The organism is Novosphingobium sp. NFX11 (assembly GCF_057376415.1).
Window position 1 is genome coordinate 3273533 of the sequence record NZ_CP080384.1, and the last position, 14789, is coordinate 3288321.

Annotated in this window: 8 protein-coding genes, 2 pseudogenes and 1 riboswitch; of the genes and pseudogenes, 5 read left to right on the forward strand and 5 right to left on the reverse strand. The window is 63.0% G+C overall.

What is annotated here, in order from left to right; translation table 11 throughout:
- The first annotated feature begins 282 nt into the window (after positions 1–282).
- The 4 genes and pseudogenes from KZO24_RS16875 (at position 283) to KZO24_RS16890 (ending at position 3458) form a co-directional block, all read left to right on the forward strand.
- The gene (locus KZO24_RS16875) at positions 283–1374 is read left to right on the forward strand and encodes a phospholipase A (RefSeq protein WP_486486651.1); all 1092 of its coding nucleotides are present in this window, start codon (positions 283–285) and stop codon (positions 1372–1374) included.
- A 425-nt stretch (positions 1375–1799) separates the two neighbouring features.
- Complete coding sequence (locus tag KZO24_RS16880) at positions 1800–1955, forward strand: hypothetical protein (protein WP_271181398.1); 156 nt, start codon at positions 1800–1802, stop codon at positions 1953–1955.
- Between the two features lie 181 nt (positions 1956–2136).
- Positions 2137–2965, forward strand: a pseudogene (locus KZO24_RS16885) (23S rRNA (adenine(2030)-N(6))-methyltransferase RlmJ).
- 172 nt (positions 2966–3137) lie between these two features.
- Positions 3138–3458, forward strand: a complete 321-nt coding sequence (locus tag KZO24_RS16890) for a hypothetical protein (protein ID WP_271181396.1) — start codon at positions 3138–3140, stop codon at positions 3456–3458.
- A 222-nt stretch (positions 3459–3680) separates the two neighbouring features.
- On the opposite strand, the pseudogene KZO24_RS16895 reads toward KZO24_RS16890, so the two are convergent.
- From KZO24_RS16895 to KZO24_RS16915, 5 genes and pseudogenes are all read right to left on the reverse strand, one after another.
- A pseudogene (locus KZO24_RS16895) lies at positions 3681–5735 on the reverse strand (TonB-dependent receptor).
- 172 nt (positions 5736–5907) lie between these two features.
- Positions 5908–6155, reverse strand: a riboswitch (cobalamin riboswitch).
- 472 nt (positions 6156–6627) lie between these two features.
- Positions 6628–7917, reverse strand: a complete 1290-nt coding sequence (locus KZO24_RS16900; protein ID WP_271181394.1) for a purple acid phosphatase family protein — start codon at positions 7915–7917, stop codon at positions 6628–6630.
- Between the two features lie 11 nt (positions 7918–7928).
- Positions 7929–11135, reverse strand: coding sequence for a TonB-dependent receptor (locus KZO24_RS16905; RefSeq protein WP_486486652.1), 3207 nt, complete (start codon positions 11133–11135; stop codon positions 7929–7931).
- Positions 11136–11268: 133 nt separating this feature from the next.
- Positions 11269–12243: a FecR family protein gene (locus tag KZO24_RS16910; RefSeq protein ID WP_271181392.1), complete on the reverse strand. Its 975-nt coding sequence runs from the start codon at positions 12241–12243 to the stop codon at positions 11269–11271.
- A gap of 11 nt (positions 12244–12254) precedes the next feature.
- Positions 12255–12797 carry an RNA polymerase sigma factor gene (locus KZO24_RS16915; protein WP_486487189.1) on the reverse strand — a complete coding sequence of 181 codons (543 nt, stop codon included), beginning with the start codon at positions 12795–12797 and terminating at the stop codon, positions 12255–12257.
- A 669-nt stretch (positions 12798–13466) separates the two neighbouring features.
- Between KZO24_RS16915 and ltrA the strand changes: the two genes are divergently transcribed.
- On the forward strand, positions 13467–14789 hold the full coding sequence (gene ltrA, locus KZO24_RS16920) for a group II intron reverse transcriptase/maturase (RefSeq protein ID WP_486486653.1): 1323 nt from the start codon (positions 13467–13469) through the stop codon (positions 14787–14789).

Here is a 14789-nt window from a genome sequence, read left to right on the forward strand (position 1 = left end):
GCGCCCACCGGGGTGAAGCGAGGGTTTTGAGCCGTTTCAACGGCAGAACGCCGCGATGGTTCCCCCGTGCGGCGGCGGTGCCGTTCACGTGTTTCGCTGCCGTCTGCCGAATTACGATGGAAACCCCGGGGCTGCCGGGCCACAAGCTGCGCTTATGAAGACATCCCTGACATTCGTTGCCGGACTCGCGCTTGTCGCCGCTCTTTCCACCCCGCCTTCGCGCAGGAGGGGATCGAGGCGCTGATCGGGCAGGTTGCCCCTGATGCGCAGGGTGGCGCGCAAGTGGACGTGCGCCTGCTCAATACCGGCATCGCCGCCGCAACCGCCACCCTGCCTGAAACCGTCGAGGCGCGTCTGGCTCACGCGGGCGCCTTCGGGACCGGCCGTACTGTCATCCTGCACCGCGACCCGGATGACCCTGCCGTGCGCGCGATCGCCCCGGGCAGCTTCGCGAGCGTGCGCTACAGCCTTGCCGCCGATGGGTTCGAGAACGGTGCGCTGCTGTCAGTGCCCGCGTGGGGCGGCCAGTCGGTGACGCTGGCGGCGGCGCCGAACGTCGCGGCACCCGATAGCGCTCCGCAGGTTGCCGCCACGACGGGTGCGCCAACGCCGCCGGTCCCGGCCACCCCGCCGCCGAGCGACCGCACCGTAGGCAACGCCTTCCTCGCCAACCTGAGCGCCAACGAGCCGATCTACGCCGTCTACGGCCCCGGCACCGACGACGAGGCGCGCATCCAGCTCAGCTTCCGCTACCAGCTGTTCGGCAGCCGTGCGCGCGAAGGCGGCAAGTCGCTCGGCGACGGGCTCTATTTCGCCTATACCCAGCGCATGTTCTGGGATCTGGGCGCAAAATCCTCGCCGTTCCGCAACATAGATTTCCAGCCAGAGGTGTTTTACGTCACCCCGCCCAAGGCGCTGTCGGACGCCGCCACGGTCAGCGCGCAAATCGGCATGCGCCACGAATCGAACGGGCGCGACGGCGATTTCTCGCGCAGCCTCAACACCGTCTACATCGCGCCGATGGCCGCCTTCTCACTCGGCGGCGACCTGCGCCTGACGGTGGCACCGCGCGCGTGGTTCTACGCGGGCGACCTGTCGGACAACCCGGACGTGCGCCGCTATCGCGGCAACACCGGCCTGTTCTTCGAGATCGGGCAAGAGAACGGCATGCGCCTCTCGTCCTCCAGCCGGTTCAACTTCGGCAGCGGCAAGGGCGCGATTTCGGCGGACATGTCGTATCCGCTGCGACGATTGTTGGGCGGCGGTCCGGACTTCTACCTCTTCGCGCAGAGCTTCACCGGCTATGGCGAGAACCTGCTCGACTACAACAAGCGCGTCAGCCGCCTGCGCCTCGGCGTGGCGTTGGTGCGGTGACCCGCCGGGACGGTGTCGTTCCCGCGGCATTATCCACCCCAGTATTCACGAGCGTGCAAAGCCAGGTTTACGATCCGGAATTATAATCCGTTCGAAAGGATAGAACTTGGGCGGTAGAACGTCCGAAATATGTCGCGATTGATTTTCTCCAATCTCTAGCGGCTCGATTTGGGACTTTCGCGACTGTTGCTTCTGAGCTCACGAATCAAGAGACCAGGCACTCTCAGTGTTCCGATTGCTAACCATCCTTTGGCGTCAGCCGCCCTTGTTTCGGTTGTTCACGAATAAACTCGCTCTCCTCCAAGCGGTCGTTCTTACGTGATTTCGGATAATGGCGGTTGTAACGGGTGGCTACCGCCCAATGGGCCTGAAAATCGCCCAAAGCGTTCTTGACCCGCGCGCGACACATCCCACAAACAGCTCTGATGGATCATGATTTCGCCAACTTATCCCAGTCTCAGTTCGAGGATCTTTGCCGCGATCTGATCGGTGCTGAACTTGGGGTTCGGTTCGACGCCTTCCCTGAGGGGCCTGACGACGGCATGGACGGGTCGGTCTCTACCTCCGATGACGATCGCTAACGCAGCCTTGGAGCCTTACGCCGAAACGCGATGTAGGATTCTATATTGAGTACCGGATTGGTTACTTTAATCGCATCGCGCTCCGCTTCCGCGCCTAACAAGAAAGACACGATCATAACTTCGCTTTGCAGAAGGTTCAGCAGTTCGTTTAAAGGCTGATCGTCAGAATTTTTGAGCCGCAATGAATTATCGCCATTCCTTCCATGCCGGCAATAGCGCCGATGTCGTCAAACACAGCCTCCTCATCGCCTTGGTGCGGGCCTTGCAGCAGAAGCCGGGCGCGCTGACTCTGATCGATACCCATGCCGGTTGCGGGCTGTACGATCTTGGCGGTGACGAAGCTCAACGCACCGGCGAGGCCGCGCACGGCGTTCTGCAGGCCTTTGCGGACCCGAACCCCTTGCTGGACGACTATCGTGCCGCCGTGCAGGCGGTAAATGTGGGGAGAACCCCAGCTTTACCCCGGCTCGCCTCAGTTTCTGACGCAGCTTTTGCGCGAGCAGGATTTACTGATCCTCAACGAAAAACACCCGGAAGACGCTGACACCCTGCGCGGCGTGATGCGGGGCACCGGTGCGGCCGTGCATCAACGCGACGCTTACGAACTGTGGCTGGCTATGGTGCCGCCCCGCACCGCGCGCGGGGTGGTGGTGGTCGACCCGCCCTATGAGCAGACGGACGAACGCGCACGCATCGCCACCACCCTCTCCGCCGCTCACCGCAAATGGGCGCATGGCGTGACGGTGATCTGGTATCCGCTGAAAGACGGCGCCACGCACCAGCGATGGAAGGCGCAGTTGCGCAAGCTCGGCATCCCGAAATTGCTGGTGGTGGAGCATTGGCTCTACGATAGCGAGCAGCCCGGCATCTATAACGGCGCGGGCCTCTTCATCGTCAATCCGCCCTACGCGTTCACGCAAACACTGGCTCCACTGCTGGAAGCTTTGCGCGCGGCGTTAGCCCCCGAAGGACACAAGGGCGAGATTATATGCGATTGGTTGGGCGGCTGAAATGCCCCTATCCTTCCCTTCTTTCGGAGGGGGAAGGGCCGGGCGCTGAAGGACGCCGCCTGCACAGGCAATCAGCCTGCGTTCGCCGTATGCCTAAAGGAAATGGGCGCGTATCAGGCGACGATCATGAGGGAAGGGTGGAGTGTAGCTGCCGGTATGCTAGAGGCATGTCATGCTTCACAAACATGGCCGTGGCGGCACCGTCGAAATCGATGGGTTCAAATATGACTGGGAACTCCTCACCGACCCTCAATTATCTTCTTCCGATGGCTGGAAGGGCATGACGGTGTCCCTGCGTCAGCACGACATGCCACGTGAAGCAGTGCTGGAATTTCCGGCGCCAAAGCGCCTGTTGAAAGGATTGCCGAAAGGGCGATTGCATATCAACGACACGATTGCTTCACGCGGCGTGCGAGCAGCATTGTCGGCAGGATGGGATCCGACGTCGCGAGGCAAACCTATTGTATTTATGGTCGATGCCAACGGCGACTAAGCGGACGCAAATCGTGGACGCGCACACCGCAGATGTAAACTTAGTCGGACAAGATAGTGCCATTCCTACTTCGTGACCGACAAAGCAGACGGGCTGCACCTGGGGAATGGAAATCGGCGATTGAGCGACCAACCAGGGTCGGAACGGATCTTCGCATTGAGTAGAATCGCAGCACGACCACGCCCTGCCCTGCCGAACGGCGGGGCAGGGCAGGGCGTTTGATCAGAATGTGAAGCGTGCGCCGATCTTGAACGTGCGCGGCTCGATCACGCGGCTGAGACGCCCCTCCACCGGGCCATGGGTGTCGAACGCCGGGATGTAGGATCTCGTAGTAGTACGCGATGTCCTTGTCGTGGCTGTCGAAGATATTCAGCACCTCACCGTAGATCTCGATCTTGCGGCCCTTCCATGCGGCGCGGGCGTTGACGATCGTGCTGCCCTTGTCGCGCACCGAATTGTCCTCGATCAGCGGGTAGGGCCCCAGATGTCGGACGCGCACGCTCGCCTCCCATGAGTCGAGCACGATCGCCGCGCCGGCAGAGACCGCGTTCTCGACCGCGTTGGGAATGCGATCGCCATTGTCGTAGCGCGAGTGACTGGCGACATAGCTGCCGTCGAGTGCCAGCCACGGCAGCGGCCGCCAGAACCCGACTACCTCGTAGCCATGACGCTTGCTGGCGCCAGTCGGCTCCACCGCGTTGGAATCGCCGACGAAGCGCAGTTCGCTGCCCACGTCGAGCCACCAGTACGTGGCCGTCAGCGAGACGGTGCCCAGTTGCAGGCGCCCGCCCAATTCCTTGCCGGTGCCGCGCACGAGCACGGGCACGGGGATTCCACGTTTATCGCGCCGCGCACGTCGTTGGAGTGGAAACCGCGTCCCCAGTTGGCGTAGACCTCGAACTGAGGGACGATCTCGTAGGCTGCAGATACCTTGGGTGATATGATGGAATCATGCCCACTGCCGGTTCCCAGATCGGCCGCCACGGCATCTCGCGCGCGAACCGTGTAGCGGTAGTAATCTGCCCGCATGCCGCCGGTCAGCCTGAGGCCACGCGCCGGCTTCCAGGTCGCTTCACCGTAGAGCGCGCCGGACAGTTCCTCGACGTGGTATCGTCCCAGTGAGGACAGGAAGGCGCGGGTGTCTGCGCGATTTACCCCGACATTGCCGATGTGATCGTAGCGGTTTTCGGTTCCCACGCTCAATTGCAGCGTCGAGTCCACATCCCACTGCTTGCGCGCGGTGAGGCCCACGATCCAGCGCTTGTCGAACTGGTCGATCTGCGCACTGGTGCCATCGGGATCGGCGTACGTCGGGTTCGAATACATGTTCCAGTTGTAGTACTGGGCATAGACATTCGCGTTCCAGCTCGGCTGCCGCATCGCGATGTTGCCAACCCAGCGTGTGGTGCGGCCGCGCGCCGAAGGATCGGGCGAGCAGAACTCGTCAGGACACAGCGCGCTGCCGATGATCCGCTCCGGGATCTGCTCGGTCGGCCGCCAGGTGGCGTGGTAGGCATGGAGCGAAGCTTCGAGGGTGCCTCCGCCGGTGGGCGCGGTGTACTTCGCGAAGCCGGAGTAATGCCGAAGGTGTTCTGCCTCCTGCCAGGGCCCGTCATAGCGCTTCGCCTGCCCCACCAGCGTCAGGCTGCCACCCGCCACATCCTTGACGGTTCCACCGGCGGCCAGGCGCCCCGACATGTAGGATCCCCCTTCGACCGAGATCCACGGGCGGTCGAACCCATCGATAGTGGTCATGGAGGCCGCGCCCGCCAGTGCGAAGTCGCCGCCATCGGCGCGGTACGGTCCCTTGCGAAAATCCTCTCGGGCGACGACCTCGGGGATCAGACCGTTGAGATCGAGATAACCCTGACCGTGACCATGGCTACGCAGGTTCATCTGCACGCCGTCGATGTAGGTCGTGAAGTCGGTGCCGTGATCAAGGTTGAAGCCGCGCAGGAAGTACTGGTTAGCCTTGCCGCTGCCCGAATGCTGCGCCGCCACCATGCCGGGCACCGCCTCGAGCAGTTCGGCGACCCGCAGCAGCGGACGGACCAGCAGGTCGGATCCGCCGACGCTACCTTCGCTGGCGGCATGAGCGGTGCCGATCTTGGCCTCGCCGCGTCCGAACACCACGATCTCACTGGAGCCGCCGGGTGCGATGTCGGCGGGGACCTCTTTGGCTTGCGCTGGCACCGTCGCCAGTACCATTGCGCTGCCAGTCGCGATCCCTGTCGCGATGCGCACCAGCGCAACGGTTGTCATCAAATTCATCGTCATTCCCCCCGGGCGCCTGCGACTGGGTGGGAGACGTGCCGCCATAAAGACGGTCGGCACGCGCCTGCGGCCGGACGCCGCGGGCGACCGTCTGCGCGAACCGATGCGGCCTCCACCGCTGGTTCGTCGCTCGAACGGAATGATTCCGGGCCCTGGCCACCCCCTGGACCACGGCATGAGCGACCAGACGCAGGCAGGTCTCCTGGCTCACGGGTCAACGCAGCGATGCACGGCCTTCCCAGGCCTCGCATGTTGCAGCGTCCGGCCCAGTGACTGGCGGCAGGACCCTTCGCCCCGCCGCGCATATGCATCGCGCTCACCGCTTACAGTTGCAGGGACAGCCTCGGATTCGAGGGGCAAAAACCCCTCTCACCGCGTTCCCTTTTAAGCCTCTTTCGAAGCACCGGCGCGATCTCGTCCGCGCCGATGAGGGCGCAGGCACAGCGCGCTATCCCAACCCTTCCCAAGACACAAGAGTGTCTGATTGGTCGCAGAATGTTTTTGGAAATATCGCGCGGCGCCGCAGCGGAAAGATTGCGGATATAAAGAAAGCAGACAAGCCGGAGTAGACGTAGGCAATCCGAGTCTGAGTGTCAGCTAAGGATCGACGGCAGTAGCGATTGACAGGCACCTTATGAGCACTGCCCAGCCGGGTATTGGTAATTATAAGTAACTGTCAATATGGGGGCTGTACCATTCGTCGATCGTAAGGCTGCGCCAAAACTCTGTCGATATCCCGATTTTTTAAAGGATTTCATGCCTATCGACACGATCAGTTCTAACACCTCGCCTTTGCTATCCTCGGGCAGTTTAAGAATCCTCGTCGCGATGGCTAAGGTGTCCGTCGCGGCGAGGAAAGCTTGCTTCCGAACTGATGGTTTCCAGATCCCGGCCGTCAACGTGTATTTTTACGCAGCGAGACTTCGTCGAGCGCTTCGCCGGTGGCAGTGTAGGCGCGGTAGGTCAGGTGATCCGGAGTCACATCGATAACTTGATAGGCCTGCGTGCGTGACGCCGACTTGCGCGCCCAGGTCAAGCTGCCGACATCGTACATTTTGGGACCGGCCACCGACACCGCATACGTTGAGCCGGCATCGTCGGTGGTCGGGCCATCTGGGCCGATTGCGCCGCGTGCATAGCCATGGTCGTGGCCCTGCAGCACCAGATCGACCTTGTACTTGTCGATCAGCGGTTTCAGTGCCGCGCGCACTTTCGGGTTGTCGCGGCCCGGTTCGCTGGAGAACAGCGGGAAGTGCAGGAACATCACCGTCCAATGGCTGGGGTTGTGCGCCAGAAGGCCATCGAGCCACTTGATGATGGATTTCCTCGCCTTCTCATCGCGGTCGACCTGCATGGAATCGATCGAGATCAGGCGCAGGCCCTGATAGTCGGTGTACCAGCTGGTTTCGCGGCTGGCGGGAACGTCGGCCGGGCCGTCTTCGGGCAGGGTGAACTGGCGGCGCCACTGGCCGTTGATCGAGGAGCCGGCGCGGGCGGTCTCGTCCTTGACGTATTCGTGATTGCCCGGCGTCGGCATCTGCGGGGTCTGGGCATAGAGGAAGCCGCCGGCCGTGAACCATTCGCCCCATTCGGCGTCGCTGTCGTGGCGGTTGATGAGATCGCCCGCATGGATCGTGAACGCCGCGTCGCCCGCCTGCCGGAAGGCCATGCGCAGCGTGCGCGAGGCTTCGGACAGGATCTGGTTCTGCATGTCGCCCATGTAGATGAAGCGGAACGGCTTCGCCTCGCGCGAGGCGGTGCGGAACTGCAGCCATTCGGACCAGTGCGTGCCGTCGCCCACGCGGTAGGCGTAGACGGTATCGGCCTGCAGGCCCTTCAGCACCGCCGAGTGATAGGCGGCACGGAAGGCGGGGTCCTCGCGCACGGGCAGGACGGCGTCGTCGGTCGTCGCGGCGAGGGTCATCGGGGATTTCACGAAGTCCGGGCTGCTGGTCGCCACCGCATATTGCACCTGCCCGGCAGAGCCCGGCGCCGAGCGCCAGGTCACCGCCATCTCGCTCGCCGGGTCGGCGGTGAGATTGAGCACGATGCGCTCGGGGTTCACCGTCGCCGGGGCGAGGATCACCGCAGGGGGCGCGGCGGGAACGGCATCAGCCGCCCCCGCCGCGCTGAGGGGAAACGCGCTCAGCAACAGCGCGCTGGCAAGGGTTCGGGTCGCAGTCATCCTTGTTCCCCTCAGAAGATCATGTTGAAGCCGAGCGTCATGCTGCGGCCGTTCTTGACATAGGCGCGGCTGGCGCCGGTGCCGGACGAGACGGTTTCCCAATATGTGTGGGAATCGAAGAGGTTGCGGACCTGGAACTGGATCGACGACTTCTTCATGAAGGTCTTGCGGAAGGTCAGGTCGACGAAGCTGTAGCCCTGTTCGTAGGGGTTGTTGCCGAAGTCGTTGATGCCGCCCATGAACTCCGACTGGTAGTTCCAGGCACCGTAGATTTCCCAGCCCTTGCGCTTCCAGAAGATCTGCAGGTTGGCGACCGTTTCGGGCGTTTCCATCAGCGGCAGGGTGTAGCCCTCGGGGTGCCACGAGAGGCCGGTTACCGCCTTCGAGCGCTGCAGCGTCAGGTTGCCGCCCACGCCCAGCGAGCTGAGGATGCCGGGCAGCCAGGGCAGCTGCTGCTGCACGCTGAACTCCACGCCGTAGACTTCGGCCCACTTGCCGTTGTTGGGCATCGAGATCGCCACGCCTGCAGGGTCGACGTTCTCGCCCAGCGTTCCGTCGCGGATGTTGCTGGAGGAGGAGCGGAACAGGAAGTTGGTGATGTGCTTGTAGTACAGCGCCACCGAATACGACCCGGTGTTCCCGGCGTAATGCTCCAGCGACATGTCGAGGTTGAGCGAGCGCATCGGCTTGAGGTTGGGGTTGCCCTGCTCGATCGCGAGCAGCACCCAGTCCGAGGTGGAGTTCTCCTCGCCGTCGCCATCGGGGTCGGTATCGTAGCTGTATTCGCGGGCAGAGCTCATGCGGGCGATGTCGGGCCGGGCGAAACTGGTCCACACCGCGCCGCGCAGGCGGGTCTTGCGGTCGAAGTCGTAGTTTACATGGATCGAGGGCAGCACGTTGGCGAAGCTGCTGGTGTCGGTCGTGAAGCGCGCGCCCTGCACCTCGTCCATGGTGTAGGCATCGATCGTGTTGCGGGTGGCTTCCACGCGGACGCCGGCAATGATCTGCGCCTTGCCGATGCGCGCGGTCGCCATGGCGTAGCCGGAGATCACGCGTTCATTGAACCGGAAGCTGTCCTCGTTCGACAGGACTGCCTGGGACGGATCGGTCGCCACGCCTTCGAACATGGTGCTCTCGCCTTTTTCGGCGCGCTGCAGTTCGGCCAGCATCTTGGCGTTGTTCAGCGTCTGGCCGAGGCGGTAGACCCCGGTGTAGGCGCCTCCGAACAGGCTGGTCACGTCCGCGCCGTAGAACTGCGAGAAATCGGCCATGGTGCCGTCGGTCTCGAGGTTCAGGAAAGAGCCTTGGTAGGTATAGCGGCGCGAGTCGTAGAACTTGCCGCCCACCTTGACCGATTCCAGCCATCCGCTGTCCGGCTTCCACAGCACGTTGGTCTGCGCCTGCCACAGCCTTTCACTGCTGCCGCCGACTTCGCCTTCGAGGCTGCTGAAGGCATATTCGGACGGGTCCTGCACCGCTGCTAGACCCGCATCGTTGAGCAGCCACTTGGGGAAGCGCAGATCCTCGCTGCTGGAGAACAGCACGCCTTCGTTGCCCAGCCAGCCGTACTTGTCGCTGCGGAATTCCAGCGTGTAGCCGTCGTCGAGGTTATCTTCCGACTTGGCGTAAGACACGTCGTAGTCGATCGTCACGGTGCCTAGGCGCGAGACGCCGCCGAGGTTGGCCGAGGCCAGGCTGCCGCTCTCGTTGGTGGCTTCCCAGAAGCGGCGCAGGCGGAAGCCCTGCGGGTCCCAGGTGCCCGAGCCGCCGTTGAGGCTGTAGAACGACTTGGCCGACCGGTCCGCGTCGGTGATGATGCCGTCGCCGTCACGGTCGACGATCTGGTCGGTGGTGTAGCTGTAGATGCGGCCCAACTCGTCGTCGTAGCCGACCACGCTGTCGTCGGGCTGCGCCAGACTGGTGTCGTCGGTGTCCACCTGCGACAGCCGGGTCGAGTTCTTCGAGGTGTCGTTGCGGAAGTTCAGGCGGTTGAGGAATTCCTTCTTGCGGTACTTGTTGTACTGCCCTCGGAAGTGGAGGTCATGGTTGTCCGAGCGGTAATCGACGCTGGTGTTGCCGCCGAAGCGCTCCACGTCGGTCTCGCCGAAGCCCAGGTCCATGCCGCGCATCACGAAGCGGTTGGGGTCCCAGCCCAGCGTCTCGCTGTCGGAATACCAGGTGTCGGGTTGGTTGTCGCCGTCGACACCGTTCTGTTCGAACTGCGACTTGCGGCGGCTGTAGCTGCCCGAGACGAAGACGCCGAAGTTGTCGCTGAACTGGCGAGAGAACGCCCCGGATACCTGCGCGGACTTCTTGTGATCGAACTTGTCCAGCATGCCGCCTTCGGCCGAGAGGCGGAAGTAGGTGGGATCCTGATCGAACGCGGTCGGCGTCGAGATGTCCACCGAGCCGCCTAGCGCATCGCCGTCGCGGTCGGGGGTGAGCGTCTTGTAGACGGTGATCTGCTTGATCCCGTCGGGCGGCAGCACGCTCAGGCGCACGCCGCGAAAGAAGTTGTCGTCGCGCGATCCGGCGCCGCCCACGCGCACGCCGTTCATCGAGTAGTTGTTCAGTTCGGTGGACATGCCGCGCACGGTGATGCGATCGCCTTCGCCGGTGGCGGAATCGCGCACCGCGTTGACGCCGGGCATGCGGGACAGCGCTTCGGACACGTTGTTGGCGGGCAGCTTGCCCATGTCGTCGGCCATGATGGTGTCCGAGACGACGTCGGTCTTCCGCTTCACCTCAAGCGCCTTCTGCACCGCCTCGACATAGCCGGTGACGACGATCTCGCCGTTGGCCGGTTCTTCTTCGGCCATGTGCGCTTCCGCCGGGCGATAGGCCGGGGCGGGTGCAGCACTGCGCGGTGCAGGTTTAGCCAGCGCGGCGGCAGGCTGGACGCGCGCAGCCAGCGGTTTGACGATGATCGTGCCGCCGCGTCGCTGCGTATCGACATTGGCGCCGCCGATTAGCAGTTGGAGCGCGCCCTGCGCCGACATCGTGCCCGAAACGGCCTGGCTACGGCGACCGCGCAACGCGTCCGACGAAGCGGCGACGGGCACGCCGGTGATGCGCGAGAATTCCTGCAGCGCATGCGCGAGATCTTGCGCGGGGATCGCGAAAGCGTAGCGCCGCTCGGCTGCGGCAACGGGTGTCGTGCAGACGGTCGCCACGGCTATGGCCAGCGCCGATACGGCGGGCCGGTACGGAAGAAACATCGAAGAAATACCCCCAGCTGAACTTAGCGTTCAGGGCTCAGACGCGGCTGGCAGGCAAAACCCGACAAAATAATTTTCTTACAATTTCATGGCTTTACTGTGAATATTCGATGACAGTCATGGGCTAGGCTTTCTACCGCTCCAACAGATAGCTCCCATTTGTTTCCCGCCAGTGCAGATCGTGGATTGCCGCCACCGCGTCGAGCACGCCGCGAGCGTCGCCGGTCTGGAAGCGGCCGGTCACCAGCAATTCGCCGAGGGCTGGATCGGCCAGCGCCACAGCCTTGGGTGCCGTGCGGTTGAGGCGCTGCACCAGTTGTGCGACGGGTGTGTCGTTGGCTTCGTACCAACCGCTCGTCCAATCGGGTCGATCGCCTTCCACGTCCTTAAGGCTGCGCACCCGCTCGCCCGAGAGCTCCAGCCCGCTGCCTGCGGGCAGGCGCCATTCGCGTCCGGTGCCGGCCTCTACGCTTACCAGTCCGCGATAGACCTGGATGACGCGGGTGTCGGCATCGACCCGTTCGATGTCGAAAGCGGTGCCAAGCACCGATACGGCGGCGCGGCCGGTGTCGACTGTGAAATTGCGCATCCGCTCGTGCGCTACGTCGAAGAAGGCCTCGCCGCGTTCCAGCGCGACATGGCGGGACCAGGGCGTGATGCGCACGGCGATGCGCGTCTCGCCGTCCATCCGCACGGTTGAGCCGTCGGGCAGCGATACCGTGCGCATCTCGCCGTGACCTGTCGCAAAAATCCGGTCGGTCACCAGCAGGCGAGGGACGGCGATGCAGGCGACCAATAGCACGCACAGCGAGGCGACCGCCTGCACCGTGCGTCGCCGCATCAGGTGATGGCGGCTCCGCGGCGCATCACAAGCGTCCTCATCGTCGTTCGAGGCGGCAGGGCGCGTGGCGGGATCGTGAAGTGCGGCTGCCAGTCCGTCCGATTGCCACAGCGCGCTCATGCGGGCATAGCTTTCGACGTGCTGCGGGTCCTTGAGGATCCAGCGGTCGAAGTCGGCCGCAGCGGCGCTGTCGATCACGGGGCGGCTCAGGCGTTCGATCCACTGGATCGCCTGCATGTCGATCGCCTGCCGGTTCCTGATATGCATATCGTGCCCCATCAGTCCTGCCCAACCAGATCGATCCCGGCATGGTCGAGCGCACGGCGCAGGTCGATCATGCCGCGTGTAATGTGCTTCTCCACCGCCTTGGCGCTGATGCCCAGATCCTCGCCGATGGCGCGGCAGCTTTCCTGATGGAGCCGCCGCCGCATAAGTACCTCGCGCCGCAACTGCGGCATGCGTTTGAGGCAACGGTCGAAGATGTCGATAGCCCGGCGCGAATCTAGCACGCGATCCAGCGAAGGCTCATCGCTTCGCCAATCGTCATCGATCTCAGCCGACAGGCGGCTTTCGCGGCGATGCATGTCCATCAGCAGGTTGTCCGCGATGCGAAACGCCAGCGCGAATACACTCGCGATCTGCTGTTCACGAGTGAGTTGAACCAGCCTTGCTATAACCTCTTGGGCAATGTCGTCTGCAATGTCATGCCGCGCACCTCGTCCACGGATGTAGCGCTGCACGGCCACTTGGACAGCACACCAGTCAAAGTCTTGCTGCGCGATATCGTAAGGCGCGCCCCTGGTCGACGAAAGCACGCGCACCTCCAACCAAATCGGCCGCCCCGTAATGCCTCGATATGACAACTCAGAGGCACGTCGTCCGCGAAATCCAGGACCATCGAACACGATGAGGCCTAACAGGGGCAGTTGCGAGCAAAGCCTTGAGATTAGCGGACGGTCGCCCGCCAGAGATGAAAATCTTGCTTTTGAGCGACCGAGAAGGGTGTGCGCCGTGCAAAGGCGGCACTTTCTAGTGGGTGAGAGGCCCACCCGGCGATGCTCCAGCCGGAAGCAACCGGGGCAGGCGTGGAGGTGACGAAATGTCTGAAGCCCCGGATAACGGTCACGTAGGTGACCGTGCGAGCGTACAGGCCGCAACGTGAGTGAACGCTGAGCAATCCTCGAAAAGGACGATGTGCAGGCCGACCCGTTAACCCTTACGGGGAAGGTTGATATGGACGGGCGAGTTTGAGCGACGTTGAACCCGTCTGCTGCACCGGGGTAGTGGCGACAGCATGTACGCAAGGAAAGTGCACGCAACACGGGAAGCCCCATCGCGTGCCGGGTGATCGGCAACTGGACGCCCGCGAGGGAGGGAAGGGCGCAATGGGGTGGCGGAGAGGCCCGTAGTACCGAGGAAGCCGGGTAATGTCGGTGGAGGGAAGGAGCCTCAGTTCAAGATGAACGCAGCAAGTGGTGAGGGGCAGGAGATTGGGTAACCTATCAACTCCGATAAGCGTCCAGAAACTGCAGAAGGCGTTGCACGCGAAAGCGAAGGCAGAAGTCGGCTATCGGTTCTACGCGCTGTACGACAAGATTAGCCGCAATGACATTCTGGCTCATGCCTATGCCCAGTGTCGTTCCAACAGGGGCGCGCCGGGTGTGGATGGTCAGGACTTTGCGGGTATCGAGGACTACGGCGTCGAGCGATGGCTGGCGGAACTGGCGCTTGCGCTCAAAGAGGAGACGTACCGACCGGAACCGATCAGACGGGTCTACATACCAAAAGCCAACGGCAAACTCAGGCCGCTGGGCATTTCCACCGTGCGGGATCGGGTCTGCATGACGGCAGCGATGCTGGTGCTTGAACCGATCTTTGAAGCCGACCTCCCACCCGAGATCTACGCCTACCGAGCCGGGCGCAACGCCCAGCAGGCCGTGGTCGAGGTGGAGGAGCAACTGTTCTATGGCCGACCGGATGTCGTGGACGCCGACCTTGCCGACTACTTCGGCAGCATCCCCCACCTTGAGCTGATGAAATCGGTATCGCGCCGGATCGTTGATCCGCGCGTTCTGCATCTGATCAAATCCTGGCTGGAATGCGCTGTCGAAGAAACGGATGACAAGGGCAGGAAGACACGAACGACGCAGGCCCGCGATCAGCGGCGCGGCATCCCGCAAGGATCACCCATCTCACCACTGCTGGCAAATCTCTACATGCGCCGGTTCGTTTTGGGGTGGCGGAAGCTCGGTCTTGGGCAACGTCTAGGCGCGCGGCTCGTCACCTATGCTGATGATCTCGTGATCCTGTGTGCGAAGGGCAATGCGGAAGCTGCGCTAGATCACATGCGCAGGATCATGGAAAAGCTGAAGCTGACAGTGAATGAGGAAAAGACACGTATCTGTAAGGTGCCGGACGAGACGTTCGACTTTCTGGGATACACGTTTGGTCGGATGTACTCCGCGAAAACCGGCAAAGCCTACATGGGCCACCGGCCATCAAAGAAAAGCATCCAGCGCGTGATCGCTACGATCCACGAGCTGACAGACCGAGCGCGTACATGGCAGGATACCACATACCTTGTGGCCAAGATGAACCGGGTGCTGCGCGGATGGGCCAACTACTTCTCGGTTGGAACCACGAGCAGGGCATATCGGGCTATCGACAGTTACACAGTGGTGCGGTTGCGCCGGTGGCTGCGGGCCAAGCACAAGACCAGACGAAAGCGCGAGGGAGCCTATCACGACCCTGAGCTGTACGAGCGCTTCGGCCTCGTACGTCTGGCGAACTTGGCCGCAGCCCGCCGTGGGTGA